The organism is Streptomyces sp. S465 (assembly GCF_026898115.1).
Lineage (GTDB): Bacteria > Actinomycetota > Actinomycetes > Streptomycetales > Streptomycetaceae > Streptomyces > Streptomyces luomodiensis.
In genome coordinates, this window is record NZ_CP114036.1 from 9,357,364 (window position 1) to 9,378,426 (window position 21,063).

At 71.1% G+C, this 21,063-nt stretch carries 16 protein-coding genes and 3 pseudogenes; 7 read left to right on the forward strand and 12 right to left on the reverse strand.

The genetic code is table 11. From position 1 onward, the window contains the following. Positions 1-535: 535 nt before the first annotated feature. Positions 536-698: pseudogene (locus N6H00_RS40705) on the reverse strand (IS481 family transposase); the annotation flags it as partial. A 58-nt stretch (positions 699-756) separates the two neighbouring features. Next, the gene (locus tag N6H00_RS39250) at positions 757-2,169 is read right to left on the reverse strand and encodes an MFS transporter (RefSeq protein WP_268976685.1); all 1,413 of its coding nucleotides are present in this window, start codon (positions 2,167-2,169) and stop codon (positions 757-759) included. Positions 2,170-2,454: 285 nt separating this feature from the next. On the opposite strand from N6H00_RS39250, the gene N6H00_RS39255 reads away from it, so the two are divergent. The 3 genes and pseudogenes from N6H00_RS39255 to N6H00_RS39265 form a co-directional block, all read left to right on the forward strand. Further along, positions 2,455-3,012, forward strand: a complete 558-nt coding sequence (locus tag N6H00_RS39255) for a 2'-5' RNA ligase family protein (protein ID WP_268976686.1) — start codon at positions 2,455-2,457, stop codon at positions 3,010-3,012. 183 nt (positions 3,013-3,195) lie between these two features. Further along, on the forward strand, positions 3,196-3,774 hold the full coding sequence (locus N6H00_RS39260) for a restriction endonuclease (protein WP_268976687.1): 579 nt from the start codon (positions 3,196-3,198) through the stop codon (positions 3,772-3,774). 117 nt (positions 3,775-3,891) lie between these two features. Beyond that, a pseudogene (locus N6H00_RS39265) lies at positions 3,892-4,295 on the forward strand (MmyB family transcriptional regulator); the annotation flags it as partial. Positions 4,296-4,623: 328 nt separating this feature from the next. On the opposite strand, the gene N6H00_RS39270 reads toward N6H00_RS39265, so the two are convergent. The 4 genes from N6H00_RS39270 to N6H00_RS39285 all read right to left on the reverse strand — a co-directional run bounded on the left by N6H00_RS39270 (position 4,624) and on the right by N6H00_RS39285 (position 8,443). Beyond that, the gene (locus N6H00_RS39270) at positions 4,624-5,538 is read right to left on the reverse strand and encodes a sulfotransferase domain-containing protein (RefSeq protein WP_268976688.1); all 915 of its coding nucleotides are present in this window, start codon (positions 5,536-5,538) and stop codon (positions 4,624-4,626) included. Between the two features lie 40 nt (positions 5,539-5,578). Next, on the reverse strand, positions 5,579-7,048 hold the full coding sequence (locus N6H00_RS39275) for an MFS transporter (RefSeq protein WP_268976689.1): 1,470 nt from the start codon (positions 7,046-7,048) through the stop codon (positions 5,579-5,581). Positions 7,049-7,121: 73 nt separating this feature from the next. Beyond that, positions 7,122-7,907: a class I SAM-dependent methyltransferase gene (locus N6H00_RS39280; RefSeq protein ID WP_268976690.1), complete on the reverse strand. Its 786-nt coding sequence runs from the start codon at positions 7,905-7,907 to the stop codon at positions 7,122-7,124. Beyond that, positions 7,904-8,443 carry an adenylyl-sulfate kinase gene (locus N6H00_RS39285; RefSeq protein ID WP_268976691.1) on the reverse strand — a complete coding sequence of 180 codons (540 nt, stop codon included), beginning with the start codon at positions 8,441-8,443 and terminating at the stop codon, positions 7,904-7,906. The genes N6H00_RS39280 and N6H00_RS39285 overlap by 4 nt, the downstream gene beginning before the upstream one ends. Before the next feature lie 836 nt (positions 8,444-9,279). Here N6H00_RS39285 and N6H00_RS39290 point away from each other — a divergent pair. From N6H00_RS39290 to N6H00_RS39300, 3 genes are all read left to right on the forward strand, one after another. Further along, complete coding sequence (locus tag N6H00_RS39290) at positions 9,280-9,711, forward strand: Rrf2 family transcriptional regulator (protein WP_268977278.1); 432 nt, start codon at positions 9,280-9,282, stop codon at positions 9,709-9,711. 94 nt (positions 9,712-9,805) lie between these two features. Continuing rightward, positions 9,806-10,558 carry an SDR family NAD(P)-dependent oxidoreductase gene (locus N6H00_RS39295; RefSeq protein WP_268976692.1) on the forward strand — a complete coding sequence of 251 codons (753 nt, stop codon included), beginning with the start codon at positions 9,806-9,808 and terminating at the stop codon, positions 10,556-10,558. Between the two features lie 70 nt (positions 10,559-10,628). After that, complete coding sequence (locus tag N6H00_RS39300; protein WP_268976694.1) at positions 10,629-11,045, forward strand: nuclear transport factor 2 family protein; 417 nt, start codon at positions 10,629-10,631, stop codon at positions 11,043-11,045. A 209-nt stretch (positions 11,046-11,254) separates the two neighbouring features. Here the strand turns inward: N6H00_RS39300 and N6H00_RS39305 are convergent. Beyond that, positions 11,255-11,443, reverse strand: a pseudogene (locus N6H00_RS39305) (cytochrome P450); the annotation flags it as partial. A gap of 326 nt (positions 11,444-11,769) precedes the next feature. On the opposite strand from N6H00_RS39305, the gene N6H00_RS39310 reads away from it, so the two are divergent. Further along, positions 11,770-12,822: a fatty acid desaturase family protein gene (locus N6H00_RS39310; RefSeq protein WP_268976695.1), complete on the forward strand. Its 1,053-nt coding sequence runs from the start codon at positions 11,770-11,772 to the stop codon at positions 12,820-12,822. Positions 12,823-13,314: 492 nt separating this feature from the next. On the opposite strand, the gene N6H00_RS39315 is transcribed toward N6H00_RS39310, so the two are convergent. The 5 genes from N6H00_RS39315 to N6H00_RS39335 all read right to left on the reverse strand — a co-directional run bounded on the left by N6H00_RS39315 (position 13,315) and on the right by N6H00_RS39335 (position 20,755). Further along, positions 13,315-13,767: a nuclear transport factor 2 family protein gene (locus tag N6H00_RS39315; protein ID WP_268976696.1), complete on the reverse strand. Its 453-nt coding sequence runs from the start codon at positions 13,765-13,767 to the stop codon at positions 13,315-13,317. A gap of 26 nt (positions 13,768-13,793) precedes the next feature. Further along, positions 13,794-14,009 (reverse strand): ferredoxin, encoded by a 216-nt coding sequence (locus N6H00_RS39320; protein ID WP_030840144.1) that lies wholly within the window; start codon positions 14,007-14,009, stop codon positions 13,794-13,796. Continuing rightward, positions 14,006-15,226: a cytochrome P450 gene (locus N6H00_RS39325; RefSeq protein ID WP_268976697.1), complete on the reverse strand. Its 1,221-nt coding sequence runs from the start codon at positions 15,224-15,226 to the stop codon at positions 14,006-14,008. Before N6H00_RS39325 ends, N6H00_RS39320 begins: the two co-directional genes overlap by 4 nt. A gap of 142 nt (positions 15,227-15,368) precedes the next feature. Further along, positions 15,369-18,113, reverse strand: coding sequence for an AAA family ATPase (locus tag N6H00_RS39330; RefSeq protein WP_268976698.1), 2,745 nt, complete (start codon positions 18,111-18,113; stop codon positions 15,369-15,371). After that, a complete protein-coding gene (locus N6H00_RS39335; protein WP_268976699.1) occupies positions 18,110-20,755 on the reverse strand; it encodes a helix-turn-helix transcriptional regulator in 2,646 nt (881 codons plus the stop codon). Before N6H00_RS39335 ends, N6H00_RS39330 begins: the two co-directional genes overlap by 4 nt. Positions 20,756-21,063: the final 308 nt, after the last annotated feature.

Below are 21,063 nucleotides of genomic sequence, written 5' to 3' on the forward strand. Positions count from 1 at the left end.
CCCCGTCACCGGCGCCCTCATCGGGGATACGCTCACCGCGACCGTACGCACCGGACGTCAGGGCCTCGCCGTCCTCGCGCAGCGCACGACGGGCCGGCCGGGGATGACATTCGCCCCGGAGCGGGACAGCAGGAACGCCGGCAACACCAGCCACTGAGACCCGGTCGGGTCCCGGGCCCGCCGCGGGCCCGGAACCTCGCACCCGGATCGAGGCAGACGTCGGCGTCGTCGAACCAGGGCACATCCACGCGCGACCGGCTCTACGCGACCTGGGGTTCGGAGCGGTGATGGATGCGGTCGGAGACAGCTGCTGAACTCCGGCAACCTCGTGCGGGTCGCCGGAAACCGGCGGCCCGCACGCTGCCCTGGGGTGTCCGGCCTTCGTCGGCGCACCAGCACACGGAGTCCGGGACGCCGGCGCGGCCCACCGCGGCGTCAGACCCAGCGGAGGCGACCGTAGAGCACGGTCCCACGGCGCCCGGAGCCGGCTGAGACCGCGGCCTGCAGAGGCGCGCCGACCTGCGATGTGCCGGCTTGGTGTCAGTGGCGGCACGTGCTTGAGCACGTGCCAGTGGAAGGCGGACTGGGAACTCGGCGCCGTTGTCGGTCTGGATGACCTCGACCTGGAGCGGCAGACGCTGGATGACGTAGTCGAGGAACTGGACGGCAGTGACCTGATGCAACGTCGGGTGGATCCGCGGTCGCGATACCGGGCGACCGGGGTGGCTGTTGCGGCATCGCTCAGGCCGCGTGGTGTTACGGGGCGGCCGGGCGCTTGCCGGGGAGTTGCGGAGCCAGAGTGCCCTTGCCCCACCACGAACCCGCCGCGTCCGCGTCGCGGTGTCCGGTGTCGGTGAGGTTCGCGCCGTTGGTCTCCGGCGCCCACATCAGCGACGTGACGCCGCCGATCAGCGAGACCACGCCCATGAAGAACATGGACCAGCTCAGTCCGAGGTGGGTCAGGGACAGGGGCAGCAAGAAGGTGCCGACGGCGGCGCCGACGCGGCTGGCCGCGGAGGACAGGCCGACGCCGGACGTGCGGATCGAGGTGGGGAAGACCTCCTCCGGGTAGATGCCGGGGAGGATGCTCATGATCCCGTACGAGTAGAGGTAACCGAAGAAGCAGACGGTGCCGAGCCATATCGGCAGCACATGCCCCAGACTGACCAGGAAAAGGGCGAGAGCGCAGCCGAACATCGGCCAGATGAGGATGGTCCGGCGGCCCACGCGGTCGACCAGCCACCAGCCGGTTGCCGCGCCGAGCAAGGCGATCACCGTGCCGAGCAGGGCGCCGGCCAGAGCGCTGTCCCCGAGCCCGATCGCGCTGAGAACGGTGGGCTGGAAGAAGGTCAGCGCGAAGTACGGCAGGACGATGCAGATCCAGAAGGTGCAGGCGAAAACGGTGCGCCGCAGGTAGGCCGGCGAGAACAGCTCGCGGTAACGGGTCTTGGCGGGCTCTTCGGCGTGAAAGCCATCGCTGTCGGAGGTGGTGTCCAGTTCACGCTCGATGATGGCGATGGCCTCCTCGCGGCGCCCCTTGGACATCAGCCAGCGCGGCGACTCGGGCAGGCCGTGCCTGGCGAGCAGGCACAGCGCCGCGGGCACGGCGCTCGCGGCGAGGGTGATGTGCCAGGCCCCGGGCCAGTTGGTGTTGATGACGTAGCCGATGAGGTAGGCGACCACGTAACCGACGTTCCAGAGGATCTCCAGGATCCCCAGGTAGTGGCCGCGCCGGGCGCTGGGTGAGAACTCGGCCAGCAGCGGAGAACCGATCGAGTAGTCCGCTCCGACGGCCAGTCCCATCACCAGGCCCAGGACGAAGACGTGCCAGGCCGACGTGACGAAGAACATCAGCACCGAACAGATCAGGAAGACCGAGAGGTCGATGGTGAACATCGGCCGCCGGCCGACCTTGTCGGTGACGTACCCCAGGCCCAGGCCGCCGAAGAACGTGCCGACGAGTGTCGAGGCCGAGATCAGCGCGCTCCAGGTGGCGGTGATACCGATGTCACGCGCCATGGCGTTCCCGGCGAGGGCGGCGGCCACGGAGGCGAAGACGAAACCGTCGATGAACATCCCACCGCCGGTGGCGAGGGTGAGGCGGCGCAGGAAACGCCCGGTGCGCGGGTTCGGCTCGTTGGTCGGCGGCCTGTCGAGGACTGTCGGCATGGAGATCCCTTTCCTGGGTACGTGCAGCGGGCACCTACCCAGGACGGGGCGCAGCACTGAGTGACGTGGATCACCATGTGCTGCGTCATGGTTTCGTCACTGTCGGCTGAGAAACGCCGTCATCCAGGGCCGTCATTCCGCCGGATGACGGGTGCGTTCCCGAGGACACCGGCACCGCATGGGTGACCGCCCGCCACCCCGTCGCCGCGTCACACCGACGCCCTTTCCCGCTCTCCGCTTCCCGTGGCTGTCCCGCGGGACCCGCGGCTGCGATCATGACAGGCCATGTGCGCAGACGAAGACGCCGCCGGGAGCGCGGGAGCGGCCTCGGGATGGCCGGATGTGCCGGGCGACACCGCGTTCACCATCAAGGTGCCCGCAGCCGATCCGCTGGTCCGGGCCGGCTTCCCGGCCCATGTGACCGTGCTTTACCCGTTCCTGCACGAGAGCCGCATCGATGCCGCGACCGACCGCGAACTGACCGGCCTCTTCGCCGGGCACGCGGCCTTCACCCTCAGTTTCGACGCCTTCGGACGCTTCCCTGGAGTGCTCTACCTCGACCCATGGCCACACGGCCCCGTGACCGCGCTGACGAAGGACCTCACCCGGCGCTGGCCCGAGGCGGTGCCCTACCGGGGGATATTCGGCGCCGGGCTCGCCCCGCACCTGACGGTCGCCAACAGCGAGGGCCCCGCCACCCAGGACGCCGCATACGACGCGCTGCAGACCGAACTGGCCCCGCGGCTGCCGCTGAGCTGCCACGTCCGGGCCGTGCACCTCATCACCTGGGACGGAAGCCGCTGGCAGGACCGTGCCGAGTACCGCCTGACGGCCCACCTCTGAAAGGCACGCAGCGGCGCCAGGGCACACCTCCTCGGGCATCACCGGGACCGGCGGACGCGTACACCGGAGCGTTCCGCGCCCGCAACGTCGAATGCTGCCTGGCCGACCTCACTGGGTAGACCCGCCGCTGGATGGGGAGCGACAAGGCGGCACACCGCCGCGACAGGGGAGGGGCAGGAAAGCATGGGGACAACGCTGCTGGGGGTATGTGCCGCGGTGGTCGCCGCGGTCGTCGTCACGGTCCTGGTACGGGCCGGGCGCCGTGAAGCACAGGCCGAGAAAACACGGCTCGCCGAAGAAGAGCGGCGGCAGGCCCGCCGTTCGCTGGACGCAGTCTGGGCCATGGACGATCGCGAGTTCGAGGAGTACATCGCCGAGCTGTGCCGCCGCGACGGCTGCACCGACGTGGAACGAGTCGGCGGCGCCGGCGACTTGGGCGCGGATGTGATCGGCCGGTTGCCCGACGGACGGAAGATCGTCATTCAGTGCAAGCGTTATGCGAAGCATCGCACGGTCGGCAGCCGCGACATCCAGACGTTCAACGGCACCGCCCGCGCCGAACACGGCGCCGACGTCCCCGTCTTCGTCGCCTCCTGCGTCTTCACCGGCCCCGCCCGCACGTTCGCCGCCAAGCACGACCTGACGCTCATCGACGTCAACCTGCTCGGCTTCTGGAACAACGGCACCACGCTGACCTCGCTTCTGACCCTGGACATCGGGCGCTCCGGCAACAACCGCCGACTGCACCCGGACCACGACTGACAGGACCCCGTCGCCCCCGGCACCGGGACGCGCACTCATGCGTGGCGCCTCCGATGTCGGGGCAGGGGCCGCGAGGGCTGATGCCCTTGCCGGATCCCGGGTGTCGGTGGGTGATGGGCTCGCTACCTCTTCCTCCACCCCGCGGCCCGCGAACTCTTCCCCGATTGGGACAGCCAGATCCGCGGCTGCGTCGCCCGCCTGCGAGCCCTTGCCGGACCGACCCCGATGCCCCCGACCTCACGCGGCTCGTCGGTGAGCTTCTCCTGAAGAGCCCGGCCTTCGCCGGGCTGGGGGAGCGCTACGAGGTCACCGGACGCAAGATCACCACCAAGACCTTCCAGCACCCCCAGGTCGGCATGATCACCCTCGCCTTCCAGGGCATGGCTCTGGAAGGCACCGCCGGCCAGCGCATGGGCATCTACACCGCCGAACCCGGCAGCCCGGACCACGACGCCATGCTCCTGCTGGACATGGCGGCCGCACCGCCCCCGTCCGGGCAGCCGTCGCAGAGGCGAACGTAGCCCAGACCTGCCTCTCTGGCCCGGTGATACCGGCGGCGAGTGCGAGAACTGCCGCAAGGTCATCCACCTCCAGCGCGCTCGCCGCGCCCAGATCGCGGCTGCCGCCCGCGTGAGGGAGTCCTTGGAGACCGACGTCGCCACCGCCCAGCGCGAGTTCATGGAACTGCTGGAGCCGGGCGAGACGACGCGGATGGGTTCACCTTGCCCGGCGACGTTGGCGAGTTCTGCCGCGACGCGCTTGTAGGCGATCATGGCCAGTGCCCAGTTCCCCTCCAGCGGGTTGGTGGTGGAGCGGGTGTTCCAACAGCTCGTGCGGGGCCGGTCCGGCTCAGGACCATCCTCGTCCTGCTGACCGTTGCTGAGGGGCGAGGTCGTATCCGTAGCGTTCGGCCACCGCAGGCATTTCTCCTTTCATGAATTGGCGCTCAAGCTCGGGGGTGATCCATTGGAGCCATTCGTTGGGAGTGCCACTGCGCATGATTCTGGTGTTTCCCTCGACGGGGTCGGGCTGCTTCGCCTGGGACTTGGATTCGTGCGCGCGCATATTTTCGAAACTGCTCTTCTCAACCGCCCGCGAGATGGCGTCGTCGGGCACGGTGACACCGAGGTCTTCGAAGTTTGACCGAAGTGTGGCAACCGGTTCACGTTTGAGGTCTTCGTAGGTCGTCAGTGTTGATACCTGGAAGGCCGCGCGGCGATCTGCCCACTGCTCATAGAACATGGACCAGTCGGCAAGGCGGCTTACCCCCGCTGGTCCAGGGCGTTCGAGCCAGGCATGGAAGGTTCCTGATGCGATATCCAGTGGGTCTTTGGCGAAATTGGTGCGGAACTTGTACCACGAGAAGAGGGAGTCTCGCGGGTCCCGCACGAGTATCCATACCCCCTTGAGGGGGCGCTGCTCAAGGAAATCTGGCGTCAGGTGGGTCTTGAAGAAGCGGGGCCATTGTCCTTTCTGCAGGGGCCGTTCACCGCCGTGCCGGTCCGCTGTCGCGGAGAGCCTTTGAGCATAGTCGCTGTAGGCGGGCACCGGGCTGCTGGTTCCGTCAGCGTGCAGGGCTTCGATGTACGGGTCCGCGTAGTTGAGCCCCACCTCCTGGAGGATGTTGCCGAGTAAAGACTGCCCGGAGCCGCCGATGCTGGCCACAGCGATGTCCTCGGCGCCGAGGCATTTCATGTTCTCCTGGTACAGGGCGTTGTATCGGTCCTGTATTCCGTGCAGGAGGTAGTAGACTTTTCCGCTCATGCTGCACCTTCAGCTTTATCCTGGAAGGAGTGGTTTCGAGTTAGCTGACGTCCCTTCGGGAGCGTGGCGCGCGGACGGTACCGGGCCGTTCGCGCGCGGACCCTTTTTGATCGTCGCCCAGCAGGGCGGTCACCAGGCCACCCAGGACAGCGATACCGGCGGCCACAAGGAAAGCGAGGCGGTACCCGGCAGCCAGGGCCGTTGCCTGGTCAGCCGCGTCCATGTGGGCGGTCCGGGCGGCGGCGATGCTCCCCAGACAGGCAATGGCAAGAACACCTGCCACGTACTTGGCTGTTTCGAAGAGGCCATAGCCTACGCCCTTTTCGTTCGCCGAGAGATCCTTACCCGCGGCGACGTTGAAGGTAACGGCTCCGACGACCGTGCCAAGGCCGAGGATGAGTAGACCGGGCAAAATGTGCGGCACGTACCGCGCACTGGGAGAAGCCAGCGCCAGAAGAACGAATCCGCATGCGCTGAGGAACTGGGCGCACGAGGCGATGATCGTCCAGCGGTAGCGCCGTAGCAATAGCTTTGTCAGCGGGGAACCGGCGAGGACGACGATACCCAGGGGGCAGAAGGCCAGCCCAGCTGCCAGTGGGCTGTATCCGAGGGCCTGTTGAAAGAAGAGAAGGCCGATAAAGACAGTGCCTTGGTAGGAGAATTCATTGGCGGGCATGGCCAGTGCCGAGGTCCGGAAAGAGGGAACGTGCAGTACTTCTGGGCGGATCAAAGGCGCTGCTGCCTTGCGTTCGTGGCTGATGAAGATGAGGAAGACGAGGACTGACCCCGCCAGGGAGCCCAACACGACGGGCGAGGCCAACCCGGCGTGCTCAACGCCGGCAATGCCGTAGACGAGGATCATGAGACCGGCGACGGACAATGCCGCACCTGGCAGGTCCAAGCCGTCGGGGTGCCCGCGAGGCCGGTGACCAGGCAGAAGCTTCGGGGCGGAGAGGAAAGCGCAGGCCGCGACAGGCACGGACAGCAGGAAGACGTAGCGCCAGCCAAGGCCTTGGATGACCGCGCCGCCTACGACGGCTCCGCCTGCTGCACCGAGCCCGCCTGCGACCGCGACCGCGGCGAACGTGCGGTCGCGGTCACCCGCGTCGGGTCGGCTGCTGATGGTCGCGAAGGACGTCGGAACGGCCAGGGCCGCGCCCACGCCCTGGAGGGCCCTGCCGACGAGGAGCAGCCAGGGTGTGAGCGCGAGTCCGGCGAGCATCAGGCCTACGGTGAACAGTCCGAGGCCGGTGGTCAGGACGCGTCGGCGGCCGTACCTGTCGCCGCACCGGCCGCCAAGCAGCAGCATGCCTCCCAGGGGGAGCATGTACGCCGTCATGACCCACTGAGCACCGACCTGGCTCATGTCGAAGCCGCGTTGCACGGTGGGCAGCGCGACGGTGACGACCAGCCCGTCGAAGACCACCAGGAAGTTCGTCACCACAAGCAGCGCCGTGAGGTAGAGCGCCTTCCGGGGACGAGCTGCGTGCTCGGGACGAGAAAGAGACATGGTCCTCGATCTTCCCGGGCCCGCAGCCCGGTGATTGCGGTGGCCGGGTGACAATGGCCGTCGGCTGCCGTGCTCAGGCGCTACGGCGCCGGGCCGCCCAAGCGCGGGTGAGGTAGGTGGTTTCGACCGTACGGGCGTCTCCGATGCGGTCCCTGGCGTAGTCGAGGAACCGCTCGAACTTCTCCTCGCCGAGCTGTACTCGGACATCGTTCACCGAACGCCACACCCCGATGTACTCCTCGACCGTTTGACTGACCTGGTGCCGCCCCTCCAGGAATACCAAGTCGTCGAAGACGGGTGCGCTTGCCAGCCGGTCTGTGAGTTCGTCCATGAGACCTTGGCGAGCGGAGGTGACCCGTTTCATATCAGGTTTGAGTCGCGTGAGTTCGGCTTCGATGTCCATGAGCAGCGGGCTGGCCTCTATGTGGCGAGGATTCCACAGTGCCACGAACCACCCACCGGGCCGTAAGAGGCGCGCGAACTCCTGTGTTCCCGCTTCGAAATCGACCCAGTGGAACGACGAGGCCATGCTCACCAAGTCCGCGCAGTCCTTCGGGAGACCGGTGTGTTCCCCTCGGCCGGCACGCCATTGGATGTCAAGGTGGGCGGAGTCGCGTTCCCCGGTGGCGCGCATCGTGTCGTTCGGTTCGACCGCCGTCACAGACCTGAACCCTGCTTCCGCCAGCATCCTGCTCCAGATGCCGGTCCCTGCGCCGACATCGACCGCGTCACAGGCTTCCGCTGTCCCGCCGAGCAGTCCGATCAACGAGGAGACGACGGAGGGCGCGTAGCCTTGCCGGTACTTGGAATAGTCCTTGGCCAGGCTCGTGAAGTCACCGTGCTTGAGTGTGGCAGTCATATGCTCCCTTTCTCATGCCGATGTGATGACCCCGTTGAGGAGTCGTGCTTGCACGCCCGATAGATGCGTTCTGCGGCGTCATCGGGTGTTGTCCCGGAGAAGTTGACGATGCGTAGATCCGGCGCCACGGGAAACTCCGGATCGAGGTCGACGCCGACAACTTCCCCTTTCTTCACTCCCGCGTACACGCCCTTGCTGTCCCTCCTCTTCAACTCTTGCATGGGAACATCCAGGAGCACCTCAAGATAATTCCGAATGTGCCGCCGGTTCCACGAATGAACCTCGTGGAAGAGTGAGATGGTGGAACACACCACGACATGCCCCTGATCAGACAGCATGCGGCTGAACCTGGCATAGGTGAAGGCCATGCTCATGCGCCCGGTTCGGTCGAAGGCATGGCCCTCTGTACCCACTGCCTCCCGGACCGCGTTGCCATCAAGGTGCACCGGCTTGATGCCCACTCTGGTGAGCCGGTTGATGAGCCGCCTGGATACCGTCGTCTTCCCCGACTCTGCGAGCCCCGTTATCCAGACCACCGCCCCGTCCCTCAAGGAAATCGCAGGATGGGCATACCCGATTGAAGTCACAATTCGCACCTCTCGCTACCCGGCAACCCGGACTGGAAGTGTCGGCGCGCCGAATTGGCAGGTCGAGATGACCTCGACGGCACCCATTTCGGCACCTCTGACAGGGCGCCACTCATTGCAGGAAGGAAAACGCTCCGGTTGGTCGGTGCTTCATCCAAGGTTACGGACAGGTGAATACCCGTCAACATGTAACAGTGGCAAGGCACAAAATGATGCGATCGGGTACCCCTGCATGCAGGGTGCAGTCGAGGATGTCGCTGCTCGACCGAAAGCCGCCACTCGCAGCTCAGGAGAATGCTGGCAAACTCCGCAAATAGCCAGCGGGCGGGTATGCGCCGCAACCCCGGAGTATCAGGTAGGGGAGTTCACTCTCTGATGTATGTGGCGTGCATCACATACGATGTGGTTCTCTTCACGCCACGCACATGCGATCGGGGGTCCGGGGGCACGGGCCGGGATGTCGAGACTGAAGGCGTCCAGAGTGGCGTGGGCGGGTGCGCTTGGGTGTGCTTGAGCTGCGTCCGCGCGGTGACGAGGTCGCCCAGAAGGGTGTGTGGCGACGGTGCTGGTCGGCTCCCGCTGCCGGTTCCGCAGCCGCTGTACCTCCGCCTGGTCCTCCTCCGGTCGGCCGTCGAGGTCAGCCGGTGCTGTTGGCGGCGCCCGCAGTGGTGTGCCGGGTGCACGCGCCAGGCGGGCCTCCGGCCGGCTCCGCAGCGCTTGCCGTATATGGTTGTAACAACTATCGTTACGACTAGAACCGAGGGACGAGGGAGGTGGAGTCCGACGTGGGTGCCAACAGCAGGCTGACCATCGCGGCGCACGCCCTGACGTGGATCGGGCTGTATCAGCGGCGTGGCCACGAAGTCGCCACCTCCGAGCAGATCGCGACGAGCGTCAACACCAACCCGGTGGTGATCCGCCGCCTGCTGGCCAAGCTGAGCAAGGCCGGCCTGGCCGATTCACGGCGGGGGGCGGGGGCGGGCTGGATGCTCGCGCGGGACCTGGCGGCGATCACCCTGCTCGACGTCTATCAGGCGATCGAACCGGGGCCGGTCTTCGCCCTGCATCCCGCGACACCGGACCACGAGTGCGTCGTGGGCCACGGCATCGGGCCGGCGATGACCGCCGTGTACGACGGTGTGGAGGCCGCCCTGCGCAGGGAGCTGGCCAAGACCACGCTGGAGGACGTGCTGCGGGACGTCTTGAAAGCCGCCTGACCTCGGACCGTCGACTTCCCCTGATCGAGGGGGATCGCATTCCGCACTCATCGGTGTAACAAAAATGGTTACATCAAGGAATTGGGAGAATTTCATGGGACAGCTGGACGACAAGACCGCCCTCGTCACCGGCGCCTCCAGCGGCATCGGCCTGGCGATCGCCCGCCGTTTCGCCGCCGAGGGCGCGACCGTCTACCTGACCGGGCGCCGCAAGGCCGCGCTGGACGCCGCCGTCGCGCAGGTCGGCGCCCGCGGCATCGCCATCCAGGGCGATGCCGCGGACCTCGGCGACCTCGACCGGCTCTTCGCCGAGATCGCCAACCGCAGCGGCCGCCTGGACATTGTGGTGGCCAACGCCGGGGTCGGGGAGTACAGCCCGCTCGGCGCGATCACCGAGGAGGAGTACGACCGCACTGCCTCGATCAATCTCAAGGGCACGGTCTTCACTGTGCAAAAGGCGCTGCCGCTGCTGACGGCCGGCGCCTCGGTGATGCTGCTCTCCTCCAGCTCGGCCCTGCGAGCCGTCCCGGGCCTGGGCGTCTACGCCGCCACCAAGGCCGCGATCCGCAGCCTCGCCCGCACCTGGGCCGCCGAACTGGCCGGTCGGGGAATCCGCGTCAACACCCTCACCCCCGGCCCTGTCGAGACCCCGGGCCTGGCCGAACTCCTCGCCGCTTTCCCGCACGGCGACCGGCCCACCGCGGCCGAGCCCGCCCCAGTGACCCCGCTCGGCCGCGCCGGCCATCCCGACGAGGTCGCCGCCACCGCCCTCTACCTGGCCGGCGAGCAAAGCACTTTCACCACCGGCGCGGAACTGTTCGTCGACGGCGGCGCCACACAGCTCTAGGCGCCGAACCGGCGACGCGGGACGCATTCGACGCTGCAAACGAAAAGACAAAGGACAAGGAACAAGGACGATGGCAACAGATGCTCAGGCCTCGCGGACCGTGGCCGAGAAGTTCGTGGAGCGCCTCGGCAGGCAGGACCCCGACGGCATCCAGGAACTGTTCGCCGAGGAGATCGACTGGCACGTCCCCGGCAGTGACGCGCTGTCCTGGACCGGGCGCCGTACCCGCCGGGAGGAGGTCGCGCCGTACTTCACCACGATGTGGCCGCACTTCGCGCACGGCAGGAGCAAGGTCGTGCTGGAGCGCGTCATCGTCGACGGTGGTGAGGTGGTACTGCTGGCGGTCTGGACGCACACCGTCGTGGCCACTGGGAAGGAGTTCACCACACCGGCGGCCATACACCTGACGGTCGAGGACAACCGGATCGTCCGCATGCACCTGTACGAGGACACACTGACTGTCGAGGAGGCGTTCAACGCCGGCTGAGCGAAGAGGGCTCATGCGCCCCGTGGCCCGGAGCACCTGACGGCCGGGGCCGAGCGAGCACCGTACGACGATCATGCCCCGGCCGGCGCGCCATGCGGGTGCGGGTGCCGCCGCACCGGTGATGGCGAGGGTGCGCTGCTCCGCCATGGTCGTCATCCGGTCCTTCGAGCACCCCCGCGGTTCTCCCTGTCGCGTGGGGGCCCGCAGTCTCAGGCGAGCGTCACCTCGACGGGCAGCTTCTTGATGCCGTTGACGAAGTTGGAGCGCACGCGCGGCACGTCGCCGGCGAGGCGGATGTCCGCCAGGCGCGGGATCAGCTCCTCGAACATGATGCGGATCTCGGTGCGCGCCAGCAGGTTGCCCAGGCACAGGTGGGGGCTGCCCTTGCCGAAGGCGACAGGCGCACAGGGCCTCGTCGAGGCCGACGCACTGCTCCGGGCCGCTGCCGCGGCCGCTGGCCCTCGACTCCCGCAGCACCATGCCGGCCACGGAGCGGTGATCACGGTGCGGGGTCGCTGGAGCGGTTCCTCCGCGGCATGATCCGGGTGCTCCGGTGGGGTGTGGCCGTCTGGAGGCCGGGGCGGAGGTGTCGCTCACCCCCTTCGGGATCCTGGGGCTGGCCCCCGTGCGACTGGGGTGTTGACGCCATGGCGCCGTATGACCCCCGGTCCGTACGTTTAAGCAGGTCAGAGCTCTACTGGCCGATTCAGGACCGGAGTCCTCCATGTCTCAGACCACCGCGCCGTCTGTGTCCACCGCACCCGTCGGTGCCACCGCGCAGCAGGGGAGCGAGTTCACTCCCCTGCTGCGGAAGGTCAGGGGACAGGGGCTGCTGGAGCGTCGCAAGGGCTGGTACGCGCGGATGATCACCGTGAACCTCCTTGCCCTGGCCGCTGTGGTGGCAGGGTTCGTCCTCGCCGGGGACACCTGGTGGACGCTGCTGCTCGCCGTGCCGCTGGCCATCCTGTCCGCCCGCACCGCCTACGTCGGCCACGACGCCGGGCACGCCCAGATCGCCGTCGGCCGCCGGGCGAACCGCGCCATCGGACTCCTCCACGGCAATCTGCTCCTGGGCATGAGCTACGCGTGGTGGAACGACAAGCACAACCGGCACCACGCCAACCCCAACCACATCGAGAAGGACCCGGACGTCGGCGCCGGCGCACTCGTGTGGACCGCGGAGCAGGCCGCTGTGCGCCGCGGATTCGCCCGCTGGGTCACCCGCCACCAGGCCTGGCTGTTCTTCCCGATGCTGCTGCTCGAAGGCATCGCCCTGAAGGTGAGCAGTGTCCAGGACCTGCGGCGGCAGCCGGTGCGCGAGCGGGCCGTCGAGGGCGCGCTGCTGGCGCTGCACGCGGCCGGTTACGGTGCCCTGCTGCTCACCTGTCTGCCGGTGGGCAAGGCCATCGTCTTCGCACTGCTCCATCAGGCGCTCTTCGGGCTCCACCTGGGAATGGCCTTCGCTCCCAACCACAAGGGCATGGACATGCCCGACCCGGCGGGCGAGCGCTGGGGCCATCTGCGCCGCCAGGTCCTGACCTCGCGGAACGTCCGGGGCGGGCCGATCACGGACTGGCTCCTCGGCGGGCTGAACTACCAGATCGAGCACCACCTCTTCCCGAACATGCCCAGGCCCCACCTCAGGCTCGTACAGCCTCTGGTCCGGGAACACTGCCGCAACCTCGGGGTCTTGTACACCGAGACCGGGCTGCTCGACTCGTACCGGCAAGGGCTGCGGCACATGCACACGGTCGGCGGTGCGGCCCGGCCGGAATGAGTGCGCGTCGGTTGTGGGGTTAGGGACCGGTCCGGGCTGATGGCGGTCGGCGAACGTCTCCAGGCGCTGCGCGTCGTGGGCCGGTTCCTCCTCGCGTACGGCGCTGAGAGCCATGGTGAGGATCTGCGTCGACGTCTCGGGAAGGGAAGGAGCGGTCCGGGTCGGTGCACGTCCAGGTACACCGCCGCGCCACCGCCAGGCCCCCGTCGGCGTCGAGCGCGGGGGCCGGCGCCGGGGCCTCGCCCTGAGGCTCGCGGGGTCCGGCTGCTGGAGGTGGGCGGGTAGCTGGGTGTTGGACCCGGCTCGCCTGCGCCACCCCAACGACGTCTCCAACCACAAGGAGCGCCCAGCTCATCCGCCTGATCGGAATATTGACACCCTTCACCGCCGAACGGGCGGTGCTGCGCATGCCGCGCGCCGGGCGCCCGGCGGAACCGGGCTCGACCGGGGCGTACGCGGGGTGCGTACGCCGCCCGCATCGCGCGTACGCCGCTAGACCTCGGCGCCGGGCGGGGCCTCGTTCATGAGGGCCAGGGTGGTGAGCGGGTTCCAGTAGTCGCGGTAGTGCAGCACGAGCCCGTCGCGGACGCGCAGCACGGAGACGAAGGCGAGGTCGACCTGTTCGCCGGTGGCCGTCGCGGTGGACGTGCCGGCGAACTCGATGACGAGGACTTCCGGGTCCTTGGTCTCGTGCACCGTGAGGTCGGTGACCTCACTGGTCCCCATCATCCGCGAGTAGTTCATGAAGTACTCGCGCACCGCCTCGCCGCCCTCGATCCGGCGGGGCCGGCCCGGCGGGGTGAAGGGGAACTCCATGACCGCGTCGGGGTGGATCAGGGTCAGGAAAGTGGGGATGTCGTTGACGAGCAGCAGCTCCATGCAGCGGTTGAAGACGCCGATCGGCGTGGTGTCCGTGGTGTCCATGGTGTCCGTGGTGTCGGTCACGGGGAATGCGTCCCTTCGGGGTTGGGTCAGGTGCGGGCAGAGACGGTGGAGCCGTCCACCCGGAGCGCGCCGGACGGGCAGCGCTCCACCGCCTCGCGTACGGCCTCGTGTGTCTCCGGCGGCGGGGCCGGGTCCAGAACGACCACGGTCGCCTCCACCGGGTCCTGGTCGAAGACCTCGGGGACGGCCAGGGCGCACACCGCGGCCCCGATGCACCGGCCGGTGTCCGCCACGATCCTCATCGGGGAAGTACCTCGTCCCAGGCCGCGGGGACCTCCGCTGGTCCGCGGGCGGTGCTGTCGTCCCGGCACTCGATCTCGGACAGCGGCTTGACCAGCCGCAGGGACGGCACGCGGGTGGCGAGTCCGCGCAGCGCGGCGGTGAGCTGGACGCGGGCGATCTGCTGGGCCACACAGGCGTGCGCGCCGTGGCCGAAGCCGAGGTGCGGGCCCGGCTTGCGGGCCATGTCGAAGACGTCGCCGTCGGGCAGCAGGGCGGTGTCCCGGTTGGCCGACTGCACCGCCAGCACCACGTAGTCGCCCGCGGTGATCGGCTGCCCGTGCACCGTGGTGTCCTCGGTCGCCTGGCGCAGCAGGCCCGTGGGAGAGCCGAGGAAGCGGACGACCTCCTCGGCCGCGGTCGGGGCCAGGTCGGGGTCGGCGCACAGCCGCTCCCACCGTGACCGGTCCGAGAGCAGCATGAGCAGGCCGCCCGACAGACGCGAGGAGATGACGTCGAAGCCGAAGATGAACAGCGCGCCGTTCATCATGATCAGCTCATGGTCGCTCAGCGGCCGTTCGGCCTGGGCGTTGAAGGCGATCAGCCGGCTCACCACGTCGTCGCCGGGCTCGGCGCGGCGGGCGGCGACCAGTTCCTGCATGTAGACGTAGAGCGGGAGGAGGGCGGGCCCCAGCTCCTCGGTGGCCTTGCCGGTCGGGTCGAACAGGGCTTTGGCGGTGTCGTAGAACAGGTGCCGCGACTCCTGCGGGACCCCGATCAGCTCGGCGATCACCGTGGTGCTGATCAGGCGCGAGTAGTGGACGTGGAGGTCGTGCGGCTGCGCGGCGCCCTTCAGCCCGTCTATCGCGTCGTCCACCGTCTCCTGGACCAGCGGCTTGAGCTCGGCCAGGCGGCGGGGGTGCGACAGCTGCGGGGCGAAGTTGCGCCGGATGCGGATGTGCTCGGGACCGTCCATGCGCGTGAAGAGGTCGTCCACCGGCGACTCGGGGTCGAACCCCGGCATCACGTGCGCGGTGGACCCCGGCCGGGCCGAGAAACGGCGCCCGTCTCCGAGCACCTCGCGCACCCCGGCGTAGTCCGAGACCAGCCAGGCGTCGAAGCCGGCCGGGGTGGAGACCCGGACGACTTCCCCCGAGGCGCGCAGCGCGGCGTACTCGGGCGGCGGGTCGAAGGGCAACTGCCGTTCCGGGGCCTGCGGCAACGGGGGGTGAGTGGTCACTGGTGACTCCTTATGACCTCTGGGGTAGGTACCGACTGCGGTGTCTGGACTGTAACGGCGCCCGTTCCGGGGCGGGCCGGATGCTGCCGAGGGATTCCCCGGGTTCGTAGGCGTGTCGCGAACCGGGCGCGGGGCCGGGCGGTCACCGGCCCGCACCGGCCGGGTACTCGCCGGTCAGGATCGCCGTGGCCACGTCCACCCGGCTGCGGTAGCCGGTCCTGGCGAAGAGCCGGGTCAGTAGGCCCTCGACGCTCTTCTCGCTGGTCTGGAGCACGGTGGCCAGCTGGCGGTTGGTCGAGCCCTCGGCGATCAGGGTGGCCAGCAGCCGCTCGTTCTCCGACACCGCCGCGGCGCGGTGGGGCACCGGCACGTCGTGTTCGCGCATCAGCCGGCGCAGGCGGTAGCGGTACAGCAGCGCGTCGAGACCGCCGTACAGCTCATAGGCCTCGCTCAGCAGCGACGTGGCGCCGCATCCGGTGGTGGCCACGACCGACAGCGTCCTGGCCAGAGTGTGCGGCTGACCCAGTGTCCGCGCCAGTGCCACGGCCCGGTCGGCCACGGCCGGATCGCGGTGGACGGCGACCCGGGCCAGCAGCGCGTTCAACTCGCCGTGCGCGGTCCCGAGAAGAGCGGCCGCCCGCTCGACGCCGGCCAGCCCCTGCCGGGCTCCCGCCGGGTCGCCGCGGCTGACGGCCAGCCAGACGCGGATGAGCCACAGGTCGGCGGTGCCGGTGACGACCGCGTCCTTGGCCGCGTGGGCCAGCCCGTCGGCGACGTGGGCCTCCGCCCGTTCCGGGTCGCCGAGGGTCCAGGCGATCTCGGCGTCCATGGCGTCCAGCAGGTGGCCCGACGTGGCCGATTCGGCGCGGGCGGCGTCCAGCGCGGCCCGCGCGGCGGCCGGGCGCCCGCGGCCGAGCAGGATCCCGGCCACCGCGTGCTGGAGAGCACCCGAGGCGGCCTCGGAGGCGGTACCCGTCCGCGCGTGGTACAACGCCTCGTCCCAGCGCCCGCGCTGCCAGGCGAGCAGGCCCCGGTCCACGCCGGACAGCAGGTCGGCCGACAGCCGCGCGGCGGCCAGTACCCGTTCGGAGCCCTCGGTCTCCTGACACACCAGCAGAGTCCCCACCCGCACCCGTGCCCAGAGCTCCGGGCAGCGGGCTGCCCACTCCGCGCCGGGCGCCTCCAGCAGCTGCCGCAACCGGCCGGGGCGGCCGGTGACCGCCCCGGCGCAGGAGAGCAGCAGCTCGCCGACGGCCGCCGCGGCGGCGTCGCCCGCCCAGGAGCCCCGGGCGCCGGCCAGCCGCCGGTACGCCTCGTCCCAGCGGCCGAGCAGGCACAGTGCGATCGCCCGACCGACGGCCCGGGACGCCGCGTCGTGCCCCGCCTGCTGCTCGCCCGCGGCGATGCGCCGTACCGCCGCGACGTCCCGCAGCCCCCACAGGGCCGTCACCCGCACCAGCTGGGCGTCCAGGGCGGCGCCCGGCGGCAGTTGGCCGGCCCGCAGCCGCAGCAGCTGGTCTGCGCTGTGCGCGGCGGCCGCGTGATCCGCGGCCAGGCAGCCGGCGTTGGCGTGTTCCGCCAGGGCGACGGCGCGCTGCCGGGCGCCGGCCGCGGACTCGACGGCCGCGGCCAGCCACCGGGCGGCGGGCCCGGGGGTGCGCAGCATCGCGGCCGTCCCCAGGGCGAGCAGTTCGCCGCCGATCCGCCCGGGTTCGCCGAGCGGCCGGCAACGCATCAGCTGCTCGGCCCGGTAGTCGTCGCTGACGGGCCCCGCCTCGCCCGACCACAGCGCCGTGACGGCGGTCCGGGCCAGCTCGCGGCGCTCGTACGGGCCGAGAGCACCGGCCAGCGCCTCGGCCCAGTACGGCACCGCGAACCGCCACCCTCGCCCGGCCGTCCGCAGGATGCCCTCCTCCACCAGCGTCTCCAGCGCCCGTACGGTCTCCCCGGCGTCAAGGCCGAGGGCGACCGCCGCCAGCCGGGGCAGCCGCTCGTGCAGGGGGTGCAGTACGGCGGCCGCCTTCGCGACGGTCCACACCGGTTCGGGCAGCAGCCGGAAGCGCGCGAGCAGCGGGTGGCCGGGCGGCAGCGGGGCGGGTCCGGCGTGCCCGAGCAGATGGGCGCGGCCGTCGGCCACCTTCAGCGCCCCGGCGGCCGCGTAGCCGTCGATGGCCGCGTGGAGCGCCGCCGGGACGCCTCGGCTGTCCCGGCGCAGCCGGTTGGCGAGCGCGCGGTCGGGACGCGCCCGGAGGAGGTCGGCGGCGAGCCGGTCGGCCACCTGCCGGGGCAGCGGCGGCAGCGTCACCACGCGGGCCGCCCCCTCGGCCACCAGCCGCCGCAGCGCGGGCGGGAGTTGTGCCGCAACGGGGGAGCGTACGGCGCACACCCAATGCGCCGTCGACCGGTTCAGCCTGTGCACCAGCTGTTCCAGCACCTGACGCGAGGAGGCGTCCAGCCACTGCGCGTCGTCGACGAGGACGAGGAGGCCGGGGCGGGCCAGCAGCAGCCGGGCGAGTTCCGCGATGACCTGCTCGATACCGGTGGACCCCGCCGGTGCCTCGCGGTCCGGGCCGCGGCGCGCCGGAGCCTGCCGCCGGACCGCGACCGGCAGCCGGGTGAGGGCGGCGGCCAGGCGGGCGGCCGCGTGCAGCGGCACCGTGCGGCCGTGCCGGGACAGCGAGAGCGTCAGTGTCGTCTGCCCGCGCCTGGCCGCCTCGCACGCCACTTCCCCCAGCACCGCGGTGCGTCCCGTCCCGGCCGGCCCCGCCAGCACCGTCAGGACGGCCGGGCCGCGGCCCGCGTCGTCCGCGGCACCGGCAGCGGCGGCAGCACCGTTCACGATCTCCCGGACCGTGTCCTCGCGGCCGACGACCGCGTGGCCGCTCATGTGGAGACCCGGGCCGGGCCCGCGGCGGTCAGCCGCCCGGCCAGGCTCGCCGTCGCCAGCTGCACCCGGGAGCGGCAGCCGGTCCGCGCGAACAGCCGGACCAGGTGGTCCTCGATGGTCTTCTCGCTCATCCGCTCCCGCCGGGCTATCTGCCGGTTGGTCCAGCCCTCGCAGATCAGCTGGATGATCCGCAGCTCGGTGGGGGAGAACGTCTCGCGCCGCGCGCGCGGACGCGGGACGCTGACGCCCCGGCCCCGCATCAGCGTCCGGATCCGCCGGCGCAGATACGTCGAGTCGAACGGCCCGGCCAACTCGTACGCCTCGCGCAGCCACCTGCGGGGGGCGTCGCCGAGCTCGCCCGCCACCAGACAGGCCGTCACCAGGGCGGGCTGGTGGGCGCGGCGGCGGGCCAGTTCGGCGCCCGCCTCGGCGGCGGTGGCGTCCCCGGCGACCACCGCCCGGGTCAGCAGGCGGGCCTCGGCCAGCAGCGGGTCGGGGTCCCCGGCGCAGCGGTGCTCGATGTCGGCGAGCAGTTCGCGGGCGTGCCGGTGCTCGCCCGCGCTGACCGCCATCCGGGCCAGCCGCGGCAGCAGCCCGGCCACGCCGTGGCGGGTGCCGCCGTCCCCGAGGCGTTCGTAGACCCGCCAGCCCGCCGCGAAGGCCGCACGGTGCTCCGGGTCCCTGGCCTCGTGCCGCAGCGCGACCACTCCGCACTCCACCCAGCCCCGCAGCGCCGGGCAGACGCCGTCGGCGGGCACCGAATCCAGCCAGCCAAGGGCCTGGCGGGCGTCGCCGCGGGTCCGGCAGATCTCGGCCGCCAGCAGCCGCCCGTGCCGGTGTGCCGGGGTGTCCGCCGTCCCGGTCACCTCCAGCCGCCGTGCCGCGGACAGCGCGGCGGTGAGGTCACCGCGCGCGTAGCCGCGCACGATCCGCCGGTAGAGGCCGGGCACACTGCCCGGCGGCGGGGTGTAGCGGGGGCCGAGGGTCCGCTCGAAGACCTCCGCCACGTCGGCGGGGTCCGGCGCAGGTCCGCCGGCCGTGCGCAGCGGCCGGACCACCCGGGTGGCGTCCGCCTCCGGCCGGCGCGGCTCCCGGCCGGCGGACCAGGCGGCGGCGAAAGCCAGCGGCTCGGGCGGTTCGCCGCCGTCCGTGGCGAGGGCCTGCACGGTCGGGGCGGGGACCGGCTCGCCGGTGTGCACGGCGGCGAGCATGGCCGCGTCGGCCAGCTCCCCGCGCAGCGCCGACGGCACGCCGTGGTCGGCCAGGATCATGCCGACCGTCTCGCCGAGCAGTTCGTAGTGCCCGGCGCGGACCAGCAGCCGCAGCAGCGGGCCGGCGAGGCGGGCGCGGAGCCGTGCGTCGGCGGCGTGCCACCAGGCGGCCCGCAGCCACGCCGCCGCCCGTGCCGGGTCCTCGTCCGGGCGGGCGGCGAGGGTGGTCAGCAGTCTCCCGAGCGCGAGGTCGCGGGGCAGCGCCCGGCCGGCGTCCGCGACTCGGTCGGCCAGCGCCGCCGGGTCCACCGGCAGCCCGGCGGCGAACCTTCGGCGCAGCGCGTCGGCCAGCGATCTGCGCAGCGCGGCGGCGACGGCGGGGTCCGCCCGCTCCCGCAGCAGCGTGGCGAGCGCGGGGGACCGGTGCCGCAGGTGGCCGTCGGCGTCCGTCTCCAGCACACCGCGGTCGACCAGCGTGTCGACGAGCCGTCCGCAGTCGGCGGGCCGCATCCCGCGGGCCGCCGCGAGCAGCGGCAGCTCATCCAGGCCGACGGGGCCGAGCGCGATCAGGCCGGCCACCGCCGCGGCGTCCTCGCCCAGGTCCTCGAGCGGGCCGGCCGGGCCGTCCGCGGCCAGGGCGATCGGCCGGTCCGGCGCACCGAGGCAGAGCCGCCCGTGCACCGGCGTCAGCCGGCCCCTCGCCTCCAGGTCGGCCAGCGTGGCGAGTACGGCGCCGGGGTTCCCGGCCAGCGGGCCCAGGGCCTGGCACAGCGCGGGCAGCAGGGCCTCGTCCGGCGGGGCGGGGTACCGCTCGGCGACCAGCCGGCCCAGGTGGTCCCCGGTCAGCGGCGGCAGGTCGATCACCAGGTCGGCCAGGGTGACCAACTGGGTCATCGCGGCGGCGCCCCGGCCGGTGGAAGCGGTGTCCCGGACCGCGGCGACCACCAGGCAGCCCGGCCGGCGCGCCGCGTCGAGGGCCGCCGCCGGTTCCGCCACCGCGTCGGCGTCGTCGACCAGCAGCGCGACCGGGGCCGGGCCGCTGATCGAGTCGAACACAACGGCCAGTTCGAGGACCAGCGAGAGCGTACGCTCCGGACGGGTCCACGGCCGGCCGGCGCACAGCCGGACCAGCCCCCCGATCGCGTCCGTCAGACGCGGCTCGTCCAGCTGCTCGACGTGGTCGCGGACGGCCCGTACGACTGCCTGGAAGCCGAACGGGTCCGCCGGGTCCGCGGTATCGCCGAACCGGGTGGCCAGGACCTGGACGCCCGCGGCCCGCCAGGCGTCCGCCACGGCGTTCAGCAGCGCGGTCCTGCCCATGCCCCGGGCGCCGCGGAGGACGACCAGCGCGCCGCGCCCGGCCGCGTCGGCCAGCGACCGGTCCAGGGCGGCGCGTTCGTCCTGCCGTCCCCACAGGCGGCCTCTGCCCATGACACTCCATCCTGACGTGGCCTTTTCAGCTGACACAGCACACCCTTACGGAAATGTGTTTAGGGATGCACCTAAAACTCGGTTCCGGACGGTGTGGGCGGCCATGCAGCGGCGTACGGAGCCGGAGCCACCTTTTCGGTGGCCGGCTCCCGGGGGGCGAAGAGCCCCAGCGTGTACGCGTGGGAGACCAAGGCCGCCCGGGTCGGGGTGCGCATCGTGCGCAGCCGACGCGGGAAGCGGGACACGTCGCCGCCGGGCTCAGGGGAGCGTCCTGGCCCGCCCGCCGGGGCGAGGGCCGGACGGGAGAC